A 22,186-nucleotide genomic window follows, 5' to 3' on the forward strand; every position below is an offset into this window, starting at 1 on the left:
CATGAGTTGGGGCCCGGCCGGGATGGGTTCAGACGACGAGCCGGACCGGGTTCTCCACGGCCTCGGTGAAGGCCGCGAGCCAGCGTGCCGCCACGGCGCCGTCCACCGGACGGTGGTCCACGGACAGGACCACGCCGAGCACCTTCGCCGCGGTGACCGCACCGTCGCGGACCACCGCCTCGTCGCGTGCGGCGCCGATGGCCAGGATCGCGGCCTGCGGCGGGTTGATGATGGCGGCGAACTCCTCGACCCCGTACATGCCGAGGTTCGAAACGGTGATCGAGCCGCCTTCGAGGTCGGCGGGGACCAGGCCCCCGGAGCGCGCCCGCTCCGCGAACGCGCGGGTCCGCGTGGCGATCGCGGACACCGACAGGTCCTCGATCCCGCGCAGCACCGGGGTCACCAGACCCGTGTCGGTGGCGACGGCGACCGAGACATCGACGGTACGGAACCGGCGGACGGCGTCCGGCTGCCACACCGCGTTCATCTCCGGCACCTGGGTGTGTGCCGTGGCGACGGCCTTGATCAGCAGGTCGTTGACCGAGATCTTGACCGGGCTGACGGCGTTGATCCGCCGGCGCAGGGCGAGCAGTTCGTCGACCGCGCAGGTCGCCCGCAGGTAGAAGTGCGGGGTGTGCTGCTTGCTCTCGGTCAGCCGCCTGGCGATGGCACGGCGCATCCGGGTGTGCGGGATGTCCTCGTGGTCACCGGTGCCGGCTTCGGGGGCGGGCGCGGCGGGGGTGGTGGCCCGCGCTACGGGGGCGCCCGCGGGGGGTGCCGGGGCCGCGGGCGGCTCCGTGGCCTGCGCCCGCCGGGCCGCGACAGCGGTCTCGACGTCGCGCCGGACGATGCGGCCGCCGGGGCCGGTGCCGGTGAGGGCCTCGATGCCGAGGCCCGCCTCCCGGGCCAGCCTGCGGGCCAGCGGACTGCTGAAGATCCGCCCGCCACGATCCGGCCCGCCGGACGCCGGCCCGGCGGAGGGCGCCGGAGTGTCGGAGGGCGCCGGCGCGACCGGCTCCTCCGGCACGTCCCGGCGCACCGCCTGCCGGGCCTCGCCGGGCGCGGCCACGCCGAGCTCCGCCAGCAGCGCGTCCAGGTCACCGGCCTGCTCGCCGACGGCGCCGAGTACGGCGATCGGGTCACCGACCTCGATCTCGACGCCGGCCTCGTACAGCGCCTTGAGCAGCACGCCGTCCCGCTCGGCGGACACGTCCACCTCGGCCTTGTCGGTCTCGATGGAGACCAGCGCGTCGTCCTTGGTGAACGACGCCCCCTCCGCCACCTGCCAGGCGGACAGTACGGCCGTTGCCGCATCGGCGGCCACGGCGGGCATTCGGAACAGTTCTGCCATGATCAACCCTCCTGGGTGTTCTCTCGTACGGGGAGGGTCAGTTCCCGGTGACCCGCTGGAGCGCGGCCACGACCTCTTCGGTCCGTGCGATCGCCGCCCGCTCCAGCACCTTGCTGATGCTGGGCGAGGACTCGCCGGCCTGGACGCGCTCGACCGGCTGGTCGAGCCAGTCGAAGTAGCGGCGCTGGATCTCGTCGGACAGCCAGCCGCCGTAGGAGGTGCCGATGGGGCCCTGCTCGGCGATGAGCACGTTGTTGGTCTTGCGGATGCTCTCGCCGAGGGTGTCCCAGTCGAGACTGGCGCGGTCCAGCCAGCGCAGGTCGATGACCTCGGCGTCCAGGCCCAGCTGCTCGACGGCCTCCAGGACGTAGTTGGTCATCGCGAGGTACGACACGACGGTGATCCGCGAACCGGTGCGGCGCACCGCCGCCCGGCCCACCGGCAGGCAGTAGTCGAGGTCGTCCACCGGGCCCGGGCCGACCGAGTTGTACAGGTCGGTGTGCTCCAGCACGACGACCGGGTCCTTGCAGGTCAGCGCGGAGTTCATCAGGCCCACGTAGTCGAAGGGCGTGGACGGGGCGACGATCCGCCAGCCGGGGGCCGTGGCGAGGATTCCCGCCGGGTCCATGGAGTGCTGGGAGCCGTAGCCGGTGCCCATGGCGACCTTGCTGCGCAGGACGAGCGGGACGCCGGACCCCTGTCCGTCGCCACCGAACATGTGCCGGGCCTTGCCGATCTGGTTGAAGATCTGGTCGGCCGCGACCCACATGAAGTCGGCGTACATGAACTCCACCACCGGCTTGTACCGGCCGTCGAGCGCGATGCCGCCGGCCAGCCCGGCGAAGGCGTTCTCGCTGATCGGGGTGCCCAGGACACGGTCCGGATGGGCCTCGGCCAGGCCCTTGGTGGCGCCGTTGGTGCCGCCCTTGAGCCGGTGCACGTCCTCGCCCATGACGACGACCGACGAGTCCTCGGCCATGCGCCGGCTCATCACCTCGGCCACGACGTCGATGAACTTCCGCTGCTCCAGGCGCCCCTGGAACGCGTCCGGGCCGGCCCCGGTGTCGGCGAGGCGTACGCCGTCGAACTCGCTCAGGTCGCCCCGTACACCGACGTCGCGGAAGGACGGGTCGGGCCATTCGGCGGGCCTGATGCGGCGAGTGCCCGGCTTGCCGTCGGGGTCGGGCTCCAGCAGCTCGTCGCCGATGGCGGTCATGACCGCCTTGGCGCGCGCGGTGCACTCCTCGACCTCCTCGGCGCTCAGGACGCCGTTCTCGACGAGCTGACGCGATAGGAGGGCGAGCGGGTCGCGGGCCCGCCATTCCTTCTCCTCGTCCTTGGTCCGGTAGCCGAACGCGCTGCCGGGGAACGGGCCGTTCTGGTGGAAGAAGCGGTAGACCTCGGCCTCGACGATGGTCGGCCCGCCGCCGGCGCGCATGTGGTCCACGGCCTCGCTCATGGCGAGGTACGTGGCGAGCGGGTCCATGCCGTCCACGCGCCAGCTGGGGATGTTGAAGCCCAGCCCGCGCGCCGACAGCCGGGGCTCGGCCGTCGCCTCGTCCACGTGGGTCGAGACGGCGTACTTGTTGTTCTCGATGAAGAAGCAGACCGGCAGTTTCCAGGCGGCGGCGAGGTTCATCGTCTCCAGCACGGAGCCGATGTTGACGGCGCCGTCCCCGAAGTAGGTGACCGAGACGGCATCGGTACCGGCCTGTCGCGCCGACCAGGCGAACCCGGCGGCCTGCGGCACGCCGCCGCCGACGATCGCGTTGGTGCCCATGGCCCCGGCCTCGCGCCACTGCAGATGCATGGATCCGCCGCGCCCCTGGCAGAAGCCCCTGGCCAGGCCGCAGATCTCGGCCAGGCTGCGCTGCAGGACGGTGCGCACCTCCGCGTCGACGGGCCGGCGCAGGTCGATGCCGCCGGGCGCGACATGACCCAGTGCCTTGGCGAGGAACTGGTGGTGCCCCCGGTGCGAGCCGCCGACGAAGTCGGCGCCGGTCAGTGGCAGCACGGAGCCGACGGCGCCGCCCTCCTGGCCGATGCTGGAGTGCGCCGGCCCGTGGACCAGTCCCTGGCCCGCGAGGTCGAGTACGTACTCCTCGAAGGTCCTGATCAGCAGGGTCTGGGTGAACATCGAGGTCAGCAGCCGGGGGTCCGCGCCGTGCCAGTCCTTCTTGGTCGCCGTCACCTCGGTCCAGGGTGATGCGGGGGCCAGTTTCCGGTGTGTGGGCATGAGCACTCTCCTGTGTGATTCGGTGAGCACTGTCGCAGTGAATGGATCCATAGCCAATACCTCGTTGCCGGAACGTTACGTTCAGATTTCGGGAGTGACCATTGACTACGGCGCCTGAGGCGGAGCACTGTGTGAGGCATGGCGGATAGATGGATCCATTCCACAGGTGACCGGGAGCGGGGACTCCCCGGGCTGGCCGGCGTCGAGCACATCGGCTTCACCGTTCCCGACCTCGAAGAGGCGACCCGGTTCTTCGTCGAGGTGATCGGCTGCGAGCACGTCTACTCGCTCGGCCCGTTCCGTTCCGACGGCACCTGGATGAGCGACCACCTCGGCGTCCACCCGCGTGCCGTGATGCGCGAGCTGCGCTTCTTCCGGTGCGCCGGCGGTCCGAACTTCGAGATCTTCGAGTACGAGGCCCCCGGACAGGAGACGCGGCCGCCGCGCAACAGCGACGTCGGCGGCCACCATCTCGCCTTCTACGTCACCGACCTCGACGCCGCCGTGGCACACCTGCGACGGCACGGCGTACGGATCCTGGGCGAACCCACGGCCAGCTCCGGCCCGAGCGAGGGGCAACGCTGGGTCTACTTCCTCACTCCCTGGGGGATGCAGCTGGAGCTGGTCTCCTACCCGGGCGGCAAGCGGTACGAGGCCGGCTCACCGGTACTGCTGTGGCAGCCTTCCGTCTGAACACGCCGCCGCACCACCGCACCAGGGAGAACCATGTCACCCAGTCCGACCACCGGATCCGGCCCGTCCGGAGCCGCCGCCGTCGCCAGCCAGCGCGTCGCGGACCATCTGCGTGCCGCCATCCTCAGCGGTGAACTGCGCCCCGGCGCCCGGATCATGCAGGAGCAGGTCGCCGCACAGCTCGGCGCCAGCCGGCTGCCCGTACGCGAGGCCCTGCGGATACTGGCGGCCGAGGGACTGACCGTCGTGAAGTCCAACAGCGGCGCCTGGGTCTCCAGGATGGACATGGCGGAGTGCGAGGGCGTCTACAAGATCCGCGAACGCCTTGAACCGCTCGCCCTCGCCGAGAGCATCCCGCATCTGACCGCCGAGCAGGTCGCCGAACTGGAGACGATCGCGCGGCAGATCGAGCTCACCACCGACGTGGACCGCTTCCTGGCCCTCGACGGGCGGCTCCACCTGCTCACCTACTCCGGATGCCGCGTCGCCCAGATCACCGCCATGGTCGACCGGTTCTGGAACACCACCCAGCACTACCGCCGAGCCTTCGCCCGGCTCGCGGGCGACAGCGGCTGGGAACTGATCCACGCCGAACACCGCCTGATCATCGACGCGATCAAGCGGGCCGACATCGTCGACGCCGAACGCTTTCTCACCGGCCACATCCGCCGCACCCGGCTCGAACTGGCCCAGCATCCCGAACTGTTCACAGAGGAAGACCATGACAACGACCACACAGCAGACGCAGCAGGCCCCGCGGACTGACGCCCGCCCCTTCGAGGGCCGGACCCTCCTCCTGTCCGGCGCGGGCGGCGGCATCGCCCGCGAGGTGGCCCGCCAGTTCCACACGGCCGGCGCCAACCTGGTGCTCGGCGATCTGAACGCCGGGGCACTGGCGGAGTTCGCCGCGACGCTCGACCCCACGGGCGCCACCGTGATCACCCGCGTCCTGGACGCGGCCTCGCCGGAGAGCAACAACGCCTTCGTCGCCGCCGCTGTCGAGACGTTCGGCTCGGTCGACTTCCTCGTACCCGCTGCGGGAATCTACCCGGAGCAGGCCGTCGCCGACATGACCGACGAGCAGTGGAACACCGTCATCTCGGTCAACCTCAACGGTGTCTTCTACCTCACCCGTGCCGTCCTGCCCCACCTCAACGAGGGCGGCAGCATCGTCAATCTGACGTCCATGGCCGGTCACCGAGGCAGCGTCCGGCACGCGCACTACGCGGCGACCAAGGGCGCGCTGCTCGCCTTCTCCCGCAGCCTGGCCTGGGAACTCGGCTCCAAGGCACGGATCAACATGGTCTCGCCCGGCATCATCGAGACCCCCATGACCCGTGATTACGTCGCGGACCGCGGCGACACCGCGCTCGCCACCACCCCGCTGGGCCGCCTGGGCCGGCCGGAGGAAGTCGCCTCCGTGGTCACCTTCCTCTGCTCGCCCGCCGCGAGCTTCGTGCAGGGCGAGGTCATCCATGTGAACGGCGGCATGCACATGATCTGAACGACCGGGAACAACAGGGCAGAGCACGACGGAGAGCACGGCGGAGCAAGTGGTGACGGAACCGAACATGACGACCGAAGCGGCGATCTACCCCGACCTGAGCGGCAGCTCCGTATGCGTCACGGGCGCCGCCCGCGGCCTGGGCCTGGCGATGGCCGACGCCTTCGCCCGCGCCGGATGCCATGTGCTGCTGATCGACATCGACGGCGACGAACTGGACCGGGTGCGGCCCGCACTGGCGGCGCGCCACCCCGATCAGGTGATCGCGACGGCCACGGCCCCGGTGAGCGACCAGGACGCGGTGACGGCCGCACTCACCGAGTTCACCGCCCGGACGGGAGAGCTGTCCGTCATGGTCGCCAACGCCGGTGTCTCCGCCAACGCGCCCTCCCTCGATCTCGGACTGGACCGCTGGAACACCGCGTTGGACGTCAATCTCACCGGGGTCTTCGTGTGCGCGCGCGCCGCCGCCCGCATCATGCGCGAGGGCGACGGAGGCGTCATCCTCACCACCTCGTCGATGTACGGGGTGACCGCCGGCCCCGAGCGCGCGGCGTACTGCGCGACCAAGGCCGCCGTCGCCGCGCTCACCAAGGTCCTGGCCGTCGAGTGGGCCCCGTCCGGCATCCGGGTCAACGCGCTCGCACCCGGATACGTCGAGACCGACCTGCTGACCCGGCTCTCCGACGCCGGGAGACTGGACACCCGGGCGCTGCGCCGCCGCACCCCGCGCGGCCGCCTCGGCACCCCGCAGGACATCGCCAATCTCGCCCTGTTCCTGTCCTCCGGGGTGTCCGCGAACATCACGGGCCAGGTGCTCGTCAGCGACGGCGGCTGGACGGCCGACGGCTACGCGGTGACGCAGGGCTGACCGGGCACCGGGCGGTGCCGTGGAAACCGTGGGCTTCGGGGTAGTGGCCCGCGGTGATCACCGGCTGATCTAAAGTGCTCAGGCCAGATCCACGACCGCGGACCTGAGAAGGAATCACGGATTATGCCCACTGAGACGTTCGAGTTTCAGGTGGAAGCGCGCCAGCTTCTGCAGATGATGATCCACTCGATCTACTCGAACAAGGACGTGTTCCTGCGCGAACTCGTCTCCAACTCCTCCGACGCGCTCGACAAGCTGCGACTCGAAGCACTGCGCGACGACTCGCTCGACGCGGACGTGTCCGACCTCCACATCGCCATCGAGACCGACCGGCAGGCCCGCACGCTGACCGTGCGGGACAACGGCATCGGGATGTCTCACGACGAAGTGGTCCAGCTCATCGGGACCATTGCGAACTCGGGCACCGCGAAGTTCCTGCGGGAGCTCAAGGAGGCCGAGGAGAACGCCGCGGCCGACGGGCTGATCGGTCAGTTCGGCGTCGGGTTCTACTCCAGCTTCATGGTCGCCGACGAGGTCACGCTGCTGACCCGGCGCGCGGGCGAGAGCCAGGGCACCCGGTGGACGTCGTCCGGCGAGGGCACGTACACGATCGAGACCGTCGACAGCGCTCCCCAGGGGACCTCCGTCACGCTCCATCTCAAGCCGGAGGACACCGACGACCAGCTCCACGACTACGTCTCCCCGTGGAAGATCAGGGAGATCGTCAAGCGCTACTCGGACTTCATCACCTGGCCCGTCCGGATGGCTCCCGAGGCCGCGGAGGGCACGGACGGTGCGGAAGAGGCCGACGACGCCCCGCGCGAGCCCGAGACGCTCAACTCGATGAAGGCACTGTGGGCGCGCTCGCGCGACGAGGTCACCGACGACGAGTACCACGAGCTGTACAAGCACATCAGCCACGACTGGAGTGCCCCTCTTGAGACCATCCGCCTTCAGGCGGAAGGCACCTTCGAGTACCAGGCACTGCTCTTCATCCCGTCGCACGCGCCCCAGGACCTGTTCATGCAGGGGTACCAGCGGGGCATCCAGCTCTATGTGAAGCGCGTCTTCATCATGGACGACTGCGAAGCGCTGATGCCGCCGTACCTGCGCTTCGTCAAGGGCGTCGTGGACGCGCAGGACCTGTCGCTCAACGTGTCGCGCGAGATCCTCCAGCAGGACCGCCAGATCCAGCTGATGCACCGGCGGCTGGCGAAGAAGGTCCTGTCGACGGTCAAGGACATGATGTCCGCCGAGCCGGAGCGGTACGCCACGTTCTGGCGGGAGTTCGGCCGTGTCCTCAAGGAAGGGCTGCTGAGCGACTTCGAGAACCGCGAGACCATCCTCGGGGTCTCGTCCTTCGCCACGACCCACGACAAGGACGAGCCGACCACGCTGCGGCAGTACGTGGAGCGGATGAAGGACGGCCAGGAGCACATCTTCTATCTGACCGGCGAGTCCCGTCAGGCCATCGAGAACTCCCCGCACATGGAGGCGTTCCGGGCCAAGGGTGTCGAGGTGCTGCTGCTGACCGACCCCGTCGACGAGGTGTGGGTCGAGGCCGAGCCGGAGTTCGACGGCAAGAAGCTGCGGTCCGTCGCCAAGGGCGAGGTCGACCTCGGGACCGAGGAGGAGAAGAAGGAGGCGGCCACCGAGCGCGAGGGCCGGCAGCAGGAGTACGCGGATCTGCTCGGCTGGATGACGGACCGGCTGAGCGACACCGTCAAGGAGGTACGTCTCTCCTCCCGCCTCACCGTCTCGCCCGCCTGCATCGTCTCGGACACGCACGACGTGACACCGGCCCTGGAGAACATGTACCGGGCCATGGGCCAGGAGATTCCCCAGGTCAAGCGCATCCTCGAACTCAACCCGGAGCACCCGCTGGTCAGCGGCCTCAACCGGGCACACGCCGAACGAGGCGAGAGCGACGGCACCGGACTCCAGGAGACGGCCGAACTGCTCCACGACCTGGCGCTGCTCGCCGAGGGCGGCGAACTGAGCGACCCGTCGCGCTTCGTCAGGCTGATGGCCGACCGCCTCGAACGCACCCTGTGAACCCCCGCCGTCGGTGAATCCGCACCGACGGCGGCAGAACGGCGGACGCTTCACGGTGGGCCGCGCCTCGCACGGCAGAGGCGCGGCCCACCGCCTTCTTCCCGCCCGGACGCGGATCCGCCGCGCGGCCCCGGGGCCGGCCCGCACCGGCAGCCGCCCCGGCGCCCGGACCCGCCGGAGCCGGCCCGGAACCGCGAGGACTCCGAACCGTCTCGCACCGGGATGCGGACCAGGCGGTCCGGAGCGAGGATCGAAGTACGGGCAGTGGCCCGGCTGCGCCCCGACTCCCCGAGGGTCGGCCCCCTTCCCCGGCGCTCCGGTCCGCTTCCCGGCCGCCGTGCAGCGCACCCGGGCCGTGACCGTGCCGGCTTCAGCGGGGCAGAGTGCCGAGCCAGCCGGTCAGGAGGCTGTTGACCTCCTCGCTGCGTTCCTGCTGGATCCAGTGGCCGGTGCCTTCGAGGATGTGCGAGGAAACCAGCGCGGGCAGGGTCGTCGGGTACGCCGCGATCGCCCCGGACATCCAGGTGGTCGAGGCGTCGAGGCCGCCGCCGATGAACAGGGCGGGCCGGGTGATGGGCGCGCCGTGGAAATCGGTGAGGTCAGTCCAGTCCCGGTCCATGTTCCGGTACCGGTTCAGCGCCCCGCCCATTCCGGTTCGCTCGAACTCCGCGGCGTAGAAGTCCAGTTCCTCCTCGCCGAGCCAGGCGGGCAGCCGGCCGGCGGGGAACCGCTCGCGCATTGTTCCGCCGCGCCGCACGAAGTGCGGATCGGGTGCGTCCGGTGCGGGCATGGTGTCGGCGGACAGCGCGGCATAGATGCCCGCGAGCCACCCCCGGACGTCCGGCTCGATCTCGGCCTCGGCCCGGCCGGGCTCCTGGAAGTAGGAGACGTAGAACTCCTCGTCCCCGCCCATTCCCGCGAATACCTCGCTGGGGCGTGGCCCGCCCGGCGGAGCGTAGGGAACACTCAGCAGACCCACCGCGCGGAAGACGTCCGGCCTGACGAGGGCCGAGTCGGCGGCGATCGTCGAGCCCCAGTCGTGCCCGACGATCACCGCGGTCTCCTCGCCGAGCGCGTGCACCACGGCGACGTTGTCCTCGATCAGGTCGAGCATCCGGTACGCGTCGACGGACTCGGGCCTGGAGGAACGCCCGTAACCCCGCACGTCCATGGCGACCGCCCGGTACCCCGCGGCGGCCAGCACCGGCAATTGGCGGCGCCAGGAGTACCAGGATTCCGGAAACCCGTGCACCAGCAGCACCAGCGGCCCGACGCCCTGCTCCACCAGGTGGATCCGGCCGGCGGGAGAGGGGACCGTACGGTGCCTGAGGTCCGTGACCCGGGCGGGCTGCGACATGGATCCTCCCGATCCTTCGATTGCGGACCCGCGATTCGTCGCGCGGATCCGATGCGTGGCCCCGATCATGCGACGGATGCCGGGGCCCACGCGAGCGCTGTTGCCGCTCCGGCAAACCGACGGTGGCGCCGGCCGGTCCCCGGGGTGGCGGGGCACGCGGAAAACGAGTGGCACGCGGTCGTACGGCCGACATAGCTTGTGCGCCTGTGACTGATGCCCCGAAGAGCCCATCGCGCGACCCGCACACGACATCCACGGAACCGGTCACGCCGGGTGGCGCCAATCGGATGAAGGCAGCAGATCTTCCGCCCTTGCGGTCCGAGGATGCCGAGGGCATCTTCTCCCGGACGTACGCGGCGGCCACCTCCAGCTTCGCGGCGGTGATGTTCCTGACCGGCCTCGCCGCCCTGGCCGTGGTGCCCACGCTCCCGACGGCCGCCCGGGATCTGGACGGGGTGTCGCTCTTCCCGCTGGTGGCGGGCTGTTTCGTGGCCGCGAGTCTGCTGGGCGGGGTGCTGGGCGGTCACTGGGCGGACCGTGCGGGGGCCAATCGTCCGCTGGCGGCGGGCATGGTGCTGGCCGTGGTCACCCTGCTGGTCTCGGCCGCCAGCACCTCGATCTGGCAACTGGCCGCAGGGCGCTTCGTGGACGGTGTGGCGGGCGGGATGGTCGCGGTGGCGATCAACACCGCGATCGGCCAGGCGTATCCGGAGCGGCTCCAGCCGCGCGCCCTGGCGCTGATGAGCGCCTGCTGGGTCATTCCGTCACTGGTCGGCCCCCCGCTGGCGGGGCTGGTCGCCGAGTGGTGGTCCTGGCGTGCGGTGTTCTACGGCCTGGCGGTTCTGACGGCGCTTCCGGCGCTGGCGGTCGTGGCCGTGCTGAACGGACCTTCCTGGAAGGCCGCGCCCGCGCTGTCCGAGGAGAAGACCCCGCGTCCCGCCCTGACGATCGCGGTGGCGGTGAGCGTGGGCGCGGCGCTGGGCCAGTACGGCGTATCGGGCTGGGACACGCGCCATCTGCTGTTCGCGGTGGCGGGACTGGCGCTGATGGTGCTGTTCGCCTCCCGGCTGCTGCCGGCGGGCACCTGGCGTGCCGTGCGCGGACTGCCCGCCACCGTGCTGCTGCGCGGGCTGAGTTCGGGTGTGTTCTTCACGCTGGAGGCATTCGTGCCGCTGATGCTGGTCATTGACCGGGACGTGGCCCCCGTCGTGACCGGTCTGGCCTTCACCGGCGCCGCAGTGGCGTGGGCCGCCTCCTCCTGGGTGCAGGGCCGCCTGCCGGAGCGGACACCGCGTCACCGTCTGGTCTTGGTGGGGGCGTTGGTGCAGGTGGTGGCGATCGTGATCGCCGCCGTCGGGTCGCTGCCCGGAATGCCGGCGGTCACCGCCGCGTCGTCGATGGTCGTCGCGGCGACCGGCATGGGTCTGCTCGCCCCGTCCCTCACCGTGCTGTCCCTGGCTCACGCCCCGACCGGCCGGCAGGGCTACGCCAGCAGCGCGATGCAGACCAACCAGAACCTGGGTCAGATCCTGGTCCTGGGCGTCGCCTCCGCCGCCTTCAACGCCTTCCTGAGCGGCGGCTCGAACGACCACGTCGGCTACGCCGCCGCCTTCGGGCTGCTGCTCGTGCCCGGCATCCTGGCTGCCGTGCTCGCCGCCCGGGCCCGCGGCGCGTGAGCCGGGCGGGCTGCGCCGGGGCGGGCCGACCGGGCACGAACCGGACAGCCGGAGGCGGACGAGGGGCGGCTCAGGCTCCGAGGAGCCGTACCGCTGTGCCCGCAGGGCCGGCGAGTGCGGTCAGCTCCCCGGCCCTCGCGGCCCGCAGACACACCACCGGGTAGCAGTCCGAATCGGTGTCGAGCACGGCGAGCGTCGCGCCGACGTCCCGGTAGTGGCGACCGCAGGTCTCCAGGAACGCAGCCGTCCGCAGACGCATGTCGCGGGCCCCGAACAACACCCAGGGGTCCACGGAGGGCCGGGAGGCCAGCTTCTCCAACCGGGACCGAATCCCGGCGGGTTGCTCCTTCCAGTCGCACTCCGCGAGCAACCGGTACTCGTCCAGGGCATCGAGGAGCGCCGTCCGGGCGAGGTCCGGTACGGGCCCGTCGATGCCCCGGTTCGCCAACCGGGCCGCATACGTGCTCACATAGCGCTCGGGATCGTGGTGAGCGAGCAACACCCGCTCACCGGGGCCCGGATGGGCCGGAGCGAGCAGCGATGCGATGGCTGCCAGTGATGTACGGACGGCGTCGGTGCCGGACATGATGTGCGCTCCTTCGGCAACCCGTCGCTGCGGCCGGTCCTGAGAAGGGGGGGGCACCTGACGACGTCCGTGAAGGAGCCTGGCACAGGGGTGTGACAACGGGCGGCGGCCTCCGGGGTGCCCCGGAGGCCGCACCGCACAAACATCGAAGAGGCGCCGGAATCGCGCCGAAATCAGGCGGAAAGCGGTCCTGTGGGCGGCAGATGAGCATCCCTAGGCTCTGTCCCATGCGTGTACTTTTTGCCTCGACCCGCGGATCGGGCCACTTTCACCCGCTTGTCCCCCTCATCGACGCGTGCACGGCACGGGGTGATGATGTCCTCGTCGTCGCCCCGCCGGCACTGGAATCGTTACTGGCGTCCAGGAAACAGCCGTACCGCATCGGCGGGGAGCCACCCCAGGAGGAGCTCGCGGCGACCATGGAGCGCGTGCTGGCGCTGTCCCCGGACGACGGGGTCGCGATGATGGTCACGGAGGTGTTCGGCCGGCTCGGGATCGCCGCGATGCTTCCCGCGCTGGAGGAGGCATGCCGCGACTGGCGGCCCGACCTCGTTGTGCACGAGGCGTACGAGTTCGCGTCGGTGGTGGCCGCCGAGCGGCTCGGGATCCCGCGGCTGCGGGTCGCGGTCTGCGCCGCGGAGTTCATCCGGTCCACCGACTCCCTCATGACCCCCGTGTTCGAACCGTACGCGACCGGCATCACGGAACGGCTCCTCGCCACCCCGTACCTGACCCGCCTCCCGGCCTCCCTGGACCCCTCGCAGTACGCCGCGACCCACCGCTACCACGAAACCCTTCGGCCGGGTGCGCTGCCGGACCGGTCGGGCGGAGCGGAGCAGCCACTGGTCAACCTCACCCTGGGCACCGAGGCGGGTGCCATGCCGACCGCGGTCGGCCTGTACCGGGCGCTCGTCGAGGCGGTGAGCGACCTGCCGGTGCGGGTGCTGCTCACCACCGGGCACCTCGTCGAGGCGGCCGACCTCGGACCGCTGCCGCCCCATGTCCGGGTGGAGCAGTGGGTGCCGCAGGCGGACATCCTGCGCAGTGCCTCCCTCGTGGTCTGCCACGGCGGATCCGGAACGGTCTACGGCGCCCTGGCGGCCGGTGTCCCGCTGGTCTGCGTTCCCCTCTTCGCCGACCAGCCGGTGAACGCCCGGCTGGTGGCCGACGCGGGGGTGGGGATGGTGGTCACCCCGAGCGGCGCCCCGGTGGACGAGCCGGCGGTGCTGGGCCCGGACGACGTACGGGGCATCCGCGCGGCCACCGAGCTGATCCTCAAGGAACCGTCGTTCCGGGCCCGGGCCGGGCACCTGGCCGACGAGATGCGTTCCACCGCCACGGTCACGGAACTGCTCGACACCCTCGCCCCCTGACCCCGGCGGACGGCGTCCCCCGTACGGAGGGCGTCGCCGGAGCGGGGCGCCCGCCTCGCGCACGGGCGGGCATGGGAAGGAGATGGCACGAGTATCCGCACCCGTGATCGAGCTCGTCCGGCGGACGACCGAGCCCGTCGGAGCGCAGACCCTGCGCTCCACGGCGGCCGCCGTCATCGCCTATGTCGTGGCGGTGTGGGCCCTGCCCCATCCCGCACCGCTCACGGCCCCGCTCACCGCGCTCCTCGTCGTACAGGTCACCCTCTACGCGACCCTCACCACGGGGATCCGCCGGGTGAACTCCGTCGTGGTCGGGGTGCTCATCGCCAGCGCGTTCACCGCGCTGGTGGGCCTCAACTGGTGGAGCCTCGGGCTGACGATCTTCGCCTCGCTGATCATCGGGCGGCTGGTGCGCGTCGGTGAGTTCGTGCCCGAGGTCGCGATCAGCGCGATGCTCGTGCTGGGCGTCTCGCAGGTCGCCTCGACCGCCTGGGACCGGGTGCTGGAGACCTTGATCGGCGCGGGAGTGGGGCTGCTGTTCAACCTGCTCCTGGCGCCTCCCGTATGGGTGCAGCCCGCGGGCGCCTCCATCGACGGTCTGGCCCGTGAGCTGGGCGGGATGCTCCGCGCGACGGGAGCGGACGTGGGCGGGCACATCTCCGTCGAGCGGGCGGCCGACCGGCTGCACGCGGCCCGGCGCCTCGACCACGACATCGTGGAGGTCGACGCCTCGCTGCGGCAGGCGGAGGACAGCCTCACGCTCAATCCGCGGGTCCGGCAGGGACTGCTGTACCGGGTCGTGCTCCGCACCGGGCTGGACACGCTGGAGATCTGCGCCGTGGTACTGCGGGTCCTGTCGCGCACGCTGACCGACCTGGCCAAGGCCCGTACCGACGAAACGCTGTTCCCCGCCGACGTGGCCGAATCCCTGACCGAGCTGTTCGGGCAGCTGGCCGACGCCGTCGAGAGCTTCTCCGAGCTGATCACCACCCCGCTCGCGGAGAACGCCGAGGACGCGGAGGCCCGGCTGGCCGACGCCCTTGCCGTCAGCCGCGCGACCAGGGACCGGGTGGCCGATCTGCTCCTCGAAGACGTCCAGGAACATCCCCGGCAGTGGCAGTTGCACGGGGCGCTGCTCGCCGAGATCGACCGGATCCTGGACGAGCTCGACATCGACAAGCGCACGGAACGCCTGGGCCAGGAGCTCGACCGGCGCTCCGCGCAGCTCCACGAACGTCACCCCTGGCTGCGCTCCGTGTCACGCCGCCTGGGCACCGGGCAGAGCTGAGCCGACCGCGCGGCGCACGTGGCGGCCCGGAGCGTCATCCGGAGCGCGGCAGGCGCTCGATGGCGACCAGCGCCGCATCGTCCCCCAGGCGACCGCCCGCGTGGTGCAGCAGATCGGAGCACAGGGACTCCAGCAGCGCTTCGGGGCCCGAACCGAACTGCGAGGCGGCCCGTTCCCGCAGGGGATAGAAGCGCCCCGACCGGTCCCGGGACTCGATGACGCCGTCGGTGTACAGAAGCAGGGTGTCACCGGCCTCGAAGCGGAACGTCTCCGCGGTGTGCTCGGTGATCACGAGGCGCGTCAGACCGAGCGGCGGGGCCGGCGTGCGCACATCGAGCGGGATCACCTCACCCGCCCGCAGCAGGAGCGGCGGCGGATGACCGCAGCTGACCAGGCGGATCTCGTCGGCGTCGTCGGGGATGTCGAGCACGGCCGCGGTGACGAACGACTCCGCGAGGTCCGGGTCGTCCTCCCCGTCCCTGCCTGTGCCCGCGTCGGCGGTGCCGGTTTCGTCGGGGTCGGGTGCGATGCTCGTCTCCAGCTGGGCCACCAGATCGGGCAGCGGCCACCGCTGGCGGGAGAGCGCGTGGAAGGCACCCAGCACGCTCGCCGCCTCACCGATCGCGGCGAGCCCCTTGCCGCGCACATCGCCGATGATCAGCCGGGTGCCTCCCATGGTGCGGGCGGCGGCGTAGAGGTCGCCGCCGATCTGCGCCTCCGCCTCCGCCGCCAGATAGACCGAGGAGATGCGCAGCGGGCCGCTCCGCCCGGGCAGCGGACGCAGCACCACGCGCTGCGCCGCCTCGGCCACCGAACGCAGCTGGGTCACGGCCCGCTCGTCACGGACTCTCAGATGGGCGAAGAAGGTGACGAACACGGAGATGAGGACCAGCGCGATGATCTGGTAGGTGTGGTTGAGGTCGTTGAGACTCGTACGTGCGACGGCCACCAGGGACTGTGCCAGCACGGCGACCACACCGACGAAGGCGGTCATGCGCGGCCCGGAGAACGAGGCGGCCAGCGCGGGCGCCGCCACCAGGAACGGACCGAGATGGACATCCGGCGGCGCGATGACATCGACCACGGTGACGGCGGCGATCAGCGCGAACGGCGTCGCCACGAGCGCGTTCCTGCGCCTTCGGGACTCACGGATCGACTCCAGGAACCGTGGGGAAGCCATGCTTCCGGGATACCTCACTCGGCCCGTCCCCGCTCCTCGTACGGTTGATCGCCGGGTCGGCCGGGATCTCCCGTGACAGCGGGCCGGACACCGCGCCGGAGCACACGAGGACGCCGGCTCCGGCGGTCCGCCGGATCCCACCACGACCAGGCGCCGCCTATATGACAGCCACCATGTGGATGGAACGTCTCGGATCGCGGAAGCCGGTGCGCAGAGCGTGGAGAGGGCCCTGTCCCTGTTCGGGCATTTCACCGATGAACGGCCGGAGCGCCGCACTCCGAGCCGGTCGGACTGACGGGACTGGGTCAGTCCACCGTCTCGCGGCCTGCCGGAGCGCTCGAACAGCCCGGTCATCTCGTACGCGACGAACGCAGCGGACCGCTCCGTCTCGGCCCGCGCGTCGTCACCATGCCGGGGGATCGCGCTCAACCAGTCGCCCGTCCGTCGCGCGGCCCGGCAGAGCGCACAGAACCTCGCCCATGACGTGGTCTCGGCGTCAATGCCGCCGGGCGCCACGGGGGCGTGATGTTCTGCCTCTGCCACTTCGGGGGACCGTCGGCCCCGCGCTCCTGCGCCCTCACCGGCCTCACGGCCCCGCTCCACTCGACCGCCATGGGCAAGGCCCTGCCCTCCGGCCCGGCCGCCGGCGAGGTGCGCGCGCTGATGGGCGCGCACCACCCCGCGTACACCCCGACCCTGACCGCCGTCGACGCGCTGTTCGACTCGCTCGACGAGGTGCGGTCGCGCGGGTACGCGACCGAGGTGGAGGAGCCGGCCATCGGCCGGGCCTGCCTCGCCGCGCCCGTCCGGGACCGGTCGGGGCGGATCCACGCCTCGATCTCCGTCTCCGGATCGCTCTCCGCGATGGATACGACAAGCCTCTCCTCCGTCCTCCGTCCTCCGTCCTCCGTTGTCCGTCCTCCGTTGTCCGTCCGCGCCGCGGTCGCGCCCTTGCTTGCCCACGACCGCGCTGTCTTGGCTCCGACCCTGATCGGACGCTGTGCACACCTCGGTGAATCCAAGTTGCAACATGCGGGATCGTCGTTCGTGTATTGCGACTGCGGCAGCCCTTGAGTGGGACGAATCTGCAGAACGGGCTGCGCGAAGGCTTGACGGACCTTCAACATATGGACACTCTTCCTGCATTGCGCATCCGAGTTGCGCAACTTGAGTGCGTGGCACGGCAATCGGACCGTCGGACGACGAAGGACTACGGCATGAAGAGAACGACCCGCACCCCGCGCACGCTCGCAGTCGTGGCCGCCGGACTGCTGGCCCTGGCCGGCGGGATCACCCCGCAGGCCACGGCCGCCGAGACATCCCCACCCGGTGACGGCTGGACGCTCGCCTTCGGCGACGAGTTCAACGACACCACCGTCGACGCGGGCAAGTGGAACTTCCGCACCGATGTGAAGGCCTACAGCGCGCAGCGCAAGGAGAACGTCACCGAGTCGGGCGGCAGCCTCAGCATCAACCTGAAGAAGGAGACCTACGCCGGCAAGGAGTTCACCGGCGGCGGAGTGGTCAGCAAGCAGCGGCTGCGCTACGGCTACTACGAGACCCGCGCCCGGATCAACGACGGCAGCGGCTGGCACTCCTCGTTCTGGCTGATGGGCGGCGACGGCAGCACCACGTTCCCCGCCGACCAGCGCACCGAGGTCGACGGCTTCGAGATCGACTCGGTCGACCCGACCAAGCTCGCCCACAATGTGCACAGCTGGAAGGGGTCGGGCTCCACCGGCCCCGTGCACTACGGCTCCGGCACCTACGACAGCGGCCTCGACCTGCGGCAGTGGCACACCTACGGGATCGACTGGTCCGAGAGCGGTGTGAAGTTCTACCTCGACGGCACCCTGAAGTACACCGCCGCCTACACCCCCGGTCAGTGGACGCACGACTACACCGCCGTCTGGCTCACCTCCATCGCCTACGGGACCGTGCCGGACACGACCGAACTGCCGTCCTCGATGCAGTTCGACTACGTCCGCTACTGGCAGCGCGACTACTACGTCGACAACGACGGCCCCGCCGCCTACGGCTACTCCACCACCGGTGCCTGGTCGGGCAGTTCGCTCTCCGGATGGACGAAGGACTCGCCGATGGTCTACGCCTGCGAGGCAGGCGCCACGGCGACCTGGCGGCCCCGCCTGCGCTCCGCCGGAACGTACGAGGTCTTCCTGCGCAAGACGGCCACTCCCGGCGGTGACCCCGCCGCCCGCGTCGCACTCGACAACAACGGGACGGTGACCACGAGCACCCTCGACGAACGCACCGGCAGCTCCGGCTGGACCTCCCTCGGCACCCGGTCGTACGCCGAGGGCACCGGCGCCGCCGTCTCCCTCACCGCGAGCGGCACCGGGTGTGTGCACGCCGACGCGGTGAAGTTCGTGCGCCGGTGACCACCGGCCGGGCCGGCTGAACACGCACACCGCGGAGCAGCACACCCACCCCCGTACCTCGCTGCACGAATTGCCGCCGGGTACGGGGCGGTTGTGAGGTGCGCTCACACGGACACAGCCGGCCGCGGGTCGCCCACGCGGCCGGCTGTGGACGGTGCGTCACAAAACGAGCAGTGAATCCGAGAGGCGGGGCGACGGCGGCGCGGCGCCGTCCAGCGTCGCGGAATGCAGTGCGGCGTGCTCCTCGCGGGAGACGACCGTCCGGCCGCCGCGCACGGTGAGCCGGTGCCCCCGCGGGGTCGTCCAGCGCACCTCGGCGTGGTCTCCGTCCGCGGTCACCTCGGGATCCGGTGCGGGATCGGCGTCCTGTCGCGGGCCGGCCGCCACGAGGGACAGGGTTCCGGCCGCGAAGGTGTCGCCGAGCTCCGCCCAGTCCAGCTCGGCCGGGGTCGCGCTCTCGAAGAGCACCACCTCGATCCGCACCCCGTCGGCGCGCGGCACCAGCCGGGCCGTCGGCGTACGGCCGCCGAACGCGCCGCCGGCCAGCCTGAAGTCCAGCCGGGCCGTACCCAGGTCGAGTTCGACGCCGCCGTCGATCGTGGTCGGCTGCGCCAAGGGCGGCGCGCCGATCGCGTCCACCACCAGACGCAGCGACCGCGCCCGGAACCGGTCGCCCGGCTCGATCATGTCGAGGTGGTGGTGCCGGTCGCCCGCCGGGCAGGCGAATCCCGCCAGCCAGGCCACATGCGGACCGCTCTGCACGGTCGAGAGCACGCCCGAGGCGAAGTCGAAGTCCTCCGCCCCGTCGTCCTTCATCAGATGGACGTGCAGATGCCCGGAGGTCCCGTCCGGACGGACCCAGTGGCCGAACAGCGGACGCCGCTGCAGCCAGGTGTCCTGATGGTTCACGCTGCCCAGGGTGGTGACCGCGTCCAGCCAGGTGGTGCCCGTCTCCGGGGACGGGGCCTCGGTGAACAGCTCGCGGTGCTCGCGCTCGCCCTCCAGTTCCCGCAGCCGGGGCAGTACCCAGTCGGGCATCCGGTAGTCCACGCAGGAGTCCAGCCCGGTCGACATCTCGCCCCGGACCGGGCTGGGCACCGGCGCGCCGAGCTCCCCGCGCACGGCCTTCGCCAGGAACGGCGGCACCCCCAGATCGTTGCTGTAGCAGCGGGCCATCGGGCCGGAGAGCTGACGGGTCGGCGGGTGCCAGCGGGCCAGGAAGTGCAGCCAGAGCCGGTCGTGCAGCCGGTCGTTGAGCTCCAGCACCTCCTCGTCGTCGACGTGCTCCCTGATCAGGGTCAGGGTCTGGAGCACGACGCCCCAGTAGGACGGGCTGTTGAACTCGGTGAAGCTGCCGGTGCTGTCGATGGCCCGCGTGAGCCGCACCATGCGGTCCTTGCCGTACGCGAACAGCTCCTCGTCGTCCAGGAGTTTCCCGGCGGCGAGCGTCACGAAGGTGCCCATCACGGCGACGTTGGTGTACGTCAGGTGGACATTCCTGCGGACGATCGAGGCGGCCGCGTGCCGCAGCGACTCCCGCAGCTCGTGGCGGACCTCGGCCGGCAGGGTGTCGCCGTGGCGGGCGTGCACCAGCAGCAGCGCGATGCCGAGGAAGTCCGCCCAGTTCCAGTCGGCCGGGACCATCTGCGCCGCCGGCTCCTCGGCGTAGTAGCCCCAGATCCCGTAGGTGGCGTTCTCGGGCGACCGGTCCTGGAGCCCGGCGATCCGCAGGATCACCGAGTGAGCGCGTTCGGCGTCGCCCTCGCCGTCCCGTTCCAGCAGTAGCAGGGCGTAGTGCAGGGAGTTGCGGGTGGGGTGCGCGGGGCCGCCCTTGATGTTCGTGTGGATGGGGTTGTACGGGGCTTCGACCTGCAGCAGGTTCGCTTCGGCGTCCCAGCGGCGATCGCCCTCGGCGAGGGCCGCTCGCAGCAGGGCGCGATCGTACTCGGCGGCCGACCAGGCAGGGTGCACGGGATGTCCTCCAGCTCGCGATCGTCGGGCCGACGATCTTCGGAAAACGCTTGGGAAACGTTTTCCAGAGGCTAAGCCGACGTCTACGCTGCGGCAAGAGGCATACGTTGGGCTCCGGGCCAGAAGCCCGCACCAAACCCATTGACGCGGCGATATCGGGCGGTGCAAGGTGACCCCGGCTGGAAAACGCTTTCCAGCCGGTTTCCGGTCTGCCCCTGAATGGAGTCCCCGATGAGACCCTCCCTGCGCATCGCCCTGACGGGCGTCACCGCGGGTGCGCTCGTCTGCGTGCTTGCCTCGTGTTCCGGTTCCGGCAGTGACGCGGCGGGCGACGGCACGGTGACGATCACCGTCTCCGGGCGCCCGCCCGCCACCAACGCGGCCGCGCTCAAGACGTTCGACGCGCGGGTGGCGGAATTCGAGAAGGCCAACCCCAAGATCAAGATCAAGACGAACGAGTACCAGTACGACCAGCAGAGCTTCCAGACGAAGGTCGGCGGCGGCAGCCTGGAGACGGTCGTACGGGTGCCGCTCACCGAGATGTCGGGCCTGATCAAGCGCAGGCAGATCGCCGATCTCACCGCCGACTTCAAGGCGCTGAAGCACAGCGAGGACTTCAACGAGGTCGCGCTCGGGGCCGCGAAGGGCGTGGACGGCAAGCTCTACGGCATCCCGACCGAGGAGTACGCCCTCGGCCTGGTCTACAACCGGGACCTGTTCGAGAAGGCCGGACTCGACCCGGACAAGCCGCCGGCCACCTGGTCCGAGGTCCGTACGGCGGCCAAGGCGATCAGCGAGAAGACCGGCGCCGCCGGCTACGCGCAGATGACCAAGGAGAATACGGGCGGCTGGATGCTGACCGCGATGGCGTACTCCTTCGGCGACAGCATGCAGGAGCAGTCCGGCGGCAAGTGGGCCAACACCTTCGACCGTTCCGGCAGCGGCGCTGAGAAGTCGCTGAAGGCGCTGAAGGACATGCGCTGGAGGGACGACTCGATGGGCAGGAACCAGCTGCGCAACATCACCGACATGGAGAAGGACTTCTCCGCCGGGAAGATCGGCATGACGATCGCCGGACCGAGCATGGTCGGCCACTACGTCCAGCAGTACAAGGGCGACCCGAAGACCATCGGCCTCGGCGCGATGCCCGTCGACGGCGGCAACAAGCGGACCCTGGCCGGCGGCACCATCGCGGTGATCAGTCCCAGGGCCACCGCGCAGCAGCGCGAGGCCGCGGCGAAGTTCATCGACTTCTACTACCTCTCCACCAAGTACGACGTGGCGCTCGCCGAGAAGGACGCGGTGGCCAAGAAGAAGGACGGCGCAGTCATCGGGGTGCCGAGCGTCCCGTTCTACAAGCCGGCCATCGCCGACCCGGTCCAGGCCGCGGTCGACAAGCAGGCCAATGTGCCGGTCGGGAACTTCGCCCCGTACAGCAGCACGCTCGGCGACTACGAGCTGCTCATCGAGCCGCCCGTCGAGGCGCAGAACGTCTACAAGGCGCTCGACAGCGCCGTACAGGCCGTACTGACCCGCCAGGACGCCGACCCGGCGGAGCAGCTGAAGAAGGCCGCGGCACAGGTCAAGTCCCAGGTGGAGCGGGCGCAGAACTAGTGCCGCTGACGGCGCCAGTACCCCTTCCGGCA

The 22,186-nt window shown here is 70.8% G+C and carries 17 protein-coding genes; 11 read left to right on the forward strand and 6 right to left on the reverse strand.

Annotated features, from left to right (window positions below):
- Positions 1 to 28 precede the first annotated feature (28 nt).
- Positions 29 to 1,351: a 2-oxo acid dehydrogenase subunit E2 gene (locus tag ACFVH0_RS20335; RefSeq protein ID WP_385821986.1), complete on the reverse strand. Its 1,323-nt coding sequence runs from the start codon at positions 1,349 to 1,351 to the stop codon at positions 29 to 31.
- Between the two features lie 37 nt (positions 1,352 to 1,388).
- Positions 1,389 to 3,587 carry a thiamine pyrophosphate-dependent enzyme gene (locus ACFVH0_RS20340; protein ID WP_385821988.1) on the reverse strand — a complete coding sequence of 733 codons (2,199 nt, stop codon included), beginning with the start codon at positions 3,585 to 3,587 and terminating at the stop codon, positions 1,389 to 1,391.
- A 138-nt stretch (positions 3,588 to 3,725) separates the two neighbouring features.
- On the opposite strand from ACFVH0_RS20340, the gene ACFVH0_RS20345 reads away from it, so the two are divergent.
- The 5 genes from ACFVH0_RS20345 to htpG all read left to right on the forward strand — a co-directional run bounded on the left by ACFVH0_RS20345 (position 3,726) and on the right by htpG (position 8,710).
- Positions 3,726 to 4,280: a VOC family protein gene (locus ACFVH0_RS20345; protein WP_385821990.1), complete on the forward strand. Its 555-nt coding sequence runs from the start codon at positions 3,726 to 3,728 to the stop codon at positions 4,278 to 4,280.
- A gap of 33 nt (positions 4,281 to 4,313) precedes the next feature.
- A complete protein-coding gene (locus ACFVH0_RS20350) occupies positions 4,314 to 5,045 on the forward strand; it encodes a GntR family transcriptional regulator (RefSeq protein WP_385821991.1) in 732 nt (243 codons plus the stop codon).
- Entirely contained in the window at positions 5,002 to 5,784 is a 783-nt protein-coding gene (locus tag ACFVH0_RS20355) for an SDR family NAD(P)-dependent oxidoreductase (RefSeq protein ID WP_385821993.1), read from the forward strand. Before ACFVH0_RS20350 ends, ACFVH0_RS20355 begins: the two co-directional genes overlap by 44 nt.
- 67 nt (positions 5,785 to 5,851) lie before the next feature.
- A complete protein-coding gene (locus tag ACFVH0_RS20360; RefSeq protein WP_385821995.1) occupies positions 5,852 to 6,655 on the forward strand; it encodes an SDR family NAD(P)-dependent oxidoreductase in 804 nt (267 codons plus the stop codon).
- Between the two features lie 123 nt (positions 6,656 to 6,778).
- Positions 6,779 to 8,710 (forward strand): molecular chaperone HtpG, encoded by a 1,932-nt coding sequence (gene htpG, locus ACFVH0_RS20365; RefSeq protein ID WP_385821997.1) that lies wholly within the window; start codon positions 6,779 to 6,781, stop codon positions 8,708 to 8,710.
- A gap of 370 nt (positions 8,711 to 9,080) precedes the next feature.
- Here htpG and ACFVH0_RS20370 read toward each other — a convergent pair whose 3' ends face one another.
- Positions 9,081 to 10,067 (reverse strand): alpha/beta hydrolase, encoded by a 987-nt coding sequence (locus ACFVH0_RS20370; RefSeq protein ID WP_385821999.1) that lies wholly within the window; start codon positions 10,065 to 10,067, stop codon positions 9,081 to 9,083.
- Positions 10,068 to 10,354: 287 nt separating this feature from the next.
- Between ACFVH0_RS20370 and ACFVH0_RS20375 the strand changes: the two genes are divergently transcribed.
- Positions 10,355 to 11,743: an MFS transporter gene (locus ACFVH0_RS20375; protein ID WP_385822001.1), complete on the forward strand. Its 1,389-nt coding sequence runs from the start codon at positions 10,355 to 10,357 to the stop codon at positions 11,741 to 11,743.
- A gap of 70 nt (positions 11,744 to 11,813) precedes the next feature.
- On the opposite strand, the gene ACFVH0_RS20380 is transcribed toward ACFVH0_RS20375, so the two are convergent.
- Entirely contained in the window at positions 11,814 to 12,329 is a 516-nt protein-coding gene (locus tag ACFVH0_RS20380; protein ID WP_385822003.1) for a hypothetical protein, read from the reverse strand.
- A gap of 419 nt (positions 12,330 to 12,748) precedes the next feature.
- Here ACFVH0_RS20380 and ACFVH0_RS20385 point away from each other — a divergent pair, with 419 nt between their 5' ends.
- Together ACFVH0_RS20385 and ACFVH0_RS20390 are read left to right on the forward strand one after the other, a co-directional pair.
- Positions 12,749 to 13,702: a glycosyltransferase gene (locus ACFVH0_RS20385; RefSeq protein WP_385822004.1), complete on the forward strand. Its 954-nt coding sequence runs from the start codon at positions 12,749 to 12,751 to the stop codon at positions 13,700 to 13,702.
- A gap of 82 nt (positions 13,703 to 13,784) precedes the next feature.
- Positions 13,785 to 14,990, forward strand: coding sequence for an aromatic acid exporter family protein (locus tag ACFVH0_RS20390; RefSeq protein ID WP_385822006.1), 1,206 nt, complete (start codon positions 13,785 to 13,787; stop codon positions 14,988 to 14,990).
- Between the two features lie 34 nt (positions 14,991 to 15,024).
- Here the strand turns inward: ACFVH0_RS20390 and ACFVH0_RS20395 are convergent, their stop codons facing one another.
- Complete coding sequence (locus ACFVH0_RS20395; RefSeq protein ID WP_385822008.1) at positions 15,025 to 16,170, reverse strand: PP2C family protein-serine/threonine phosphatase; 1,146 nt, start codon at positions 16,168 to 16,170, stop codon at positions 15,025 to 15,027.
- Positions 16,171 to 16,695: 525 nt separating this feature from the next.
- Between ACFVH0_RS20395 and ACFVH0_RS20400 the strand changes: the two genes are divergently transcribed.
- Together ACFVH0_RS20400 and ACFVH0_RS20405 are read left to right on the forward strand one after the other, a co-directional pair.
- Positions 16,696 to 17,244, forward strand: coding sequence for an IclR family transcriptional regulator C-terminal domain-containing protein (locus ACFVH0_RS20400; RefSeq protein WP_385822010.1), 549 nt, complete (start codon positions 16,696 to 16,698; stop codon positions 17,242 to 17,244).
- 143 nt (positions 17,245 to 17,387) lie between these two features.
- On the forward strand, positions 17,388 to 18,569 hold the full coding sequence (locus tag ACFVH0_RS20405; RefSeq protein WP_385822012.1) for a family 16 glycosylhydrolase: 1,182 nt from the start codon (positions 17,388 to 17,390) through the stop codon (positions 18,567 to 18,569).
- 159 nt (positions 18,570 to 18,728) lie between these two features.
- Here ACFVH0_RS20405 and ACFVH0_RS20410 read toward each other — a convergent pair whose 3' ends face one another.
- A complete protein-coding gene (locus tag ACFVH0_RS20410; protein ID WP_385822014.1) occupies positions 18,729 to 20,540 on the reverse strand; it encodes a hypothetical protein in 1,812 nt (603 codons plus the stop codon).
- A 231-nt stretch (positions 20,541 to 20,771) separates the two neighbouring features.
- Here ACFVH0_RS20410 and ACFVH0_RS20415 point away from each other — a divergent pair, with 231 nt between their 5' ends.
- Complete coding sequence (locus tag ACFVH0_RS20415) at positions 20,772 to 22,154, forward strand: extracellular solute-binding protein (RefSeq protein WP_385822017.1); 1,383 nt, start codon at positions 20,772 to 20,774, stop codon at positions 22,152 to 22,154.
- The last annotated feature ends 32 nt before the right edge of the window (positions 22,155 to 22,186 follow it).

Source organism: Streptomyces sp. NPDC127117 (assembly GCF_042677325.1).
Taxonomy (GTDB): domain Bacteria; phylum Actinomycetota; class Actinomycetes; order Streptomycetales; family Streptomycetaceae; genus Streptomyces.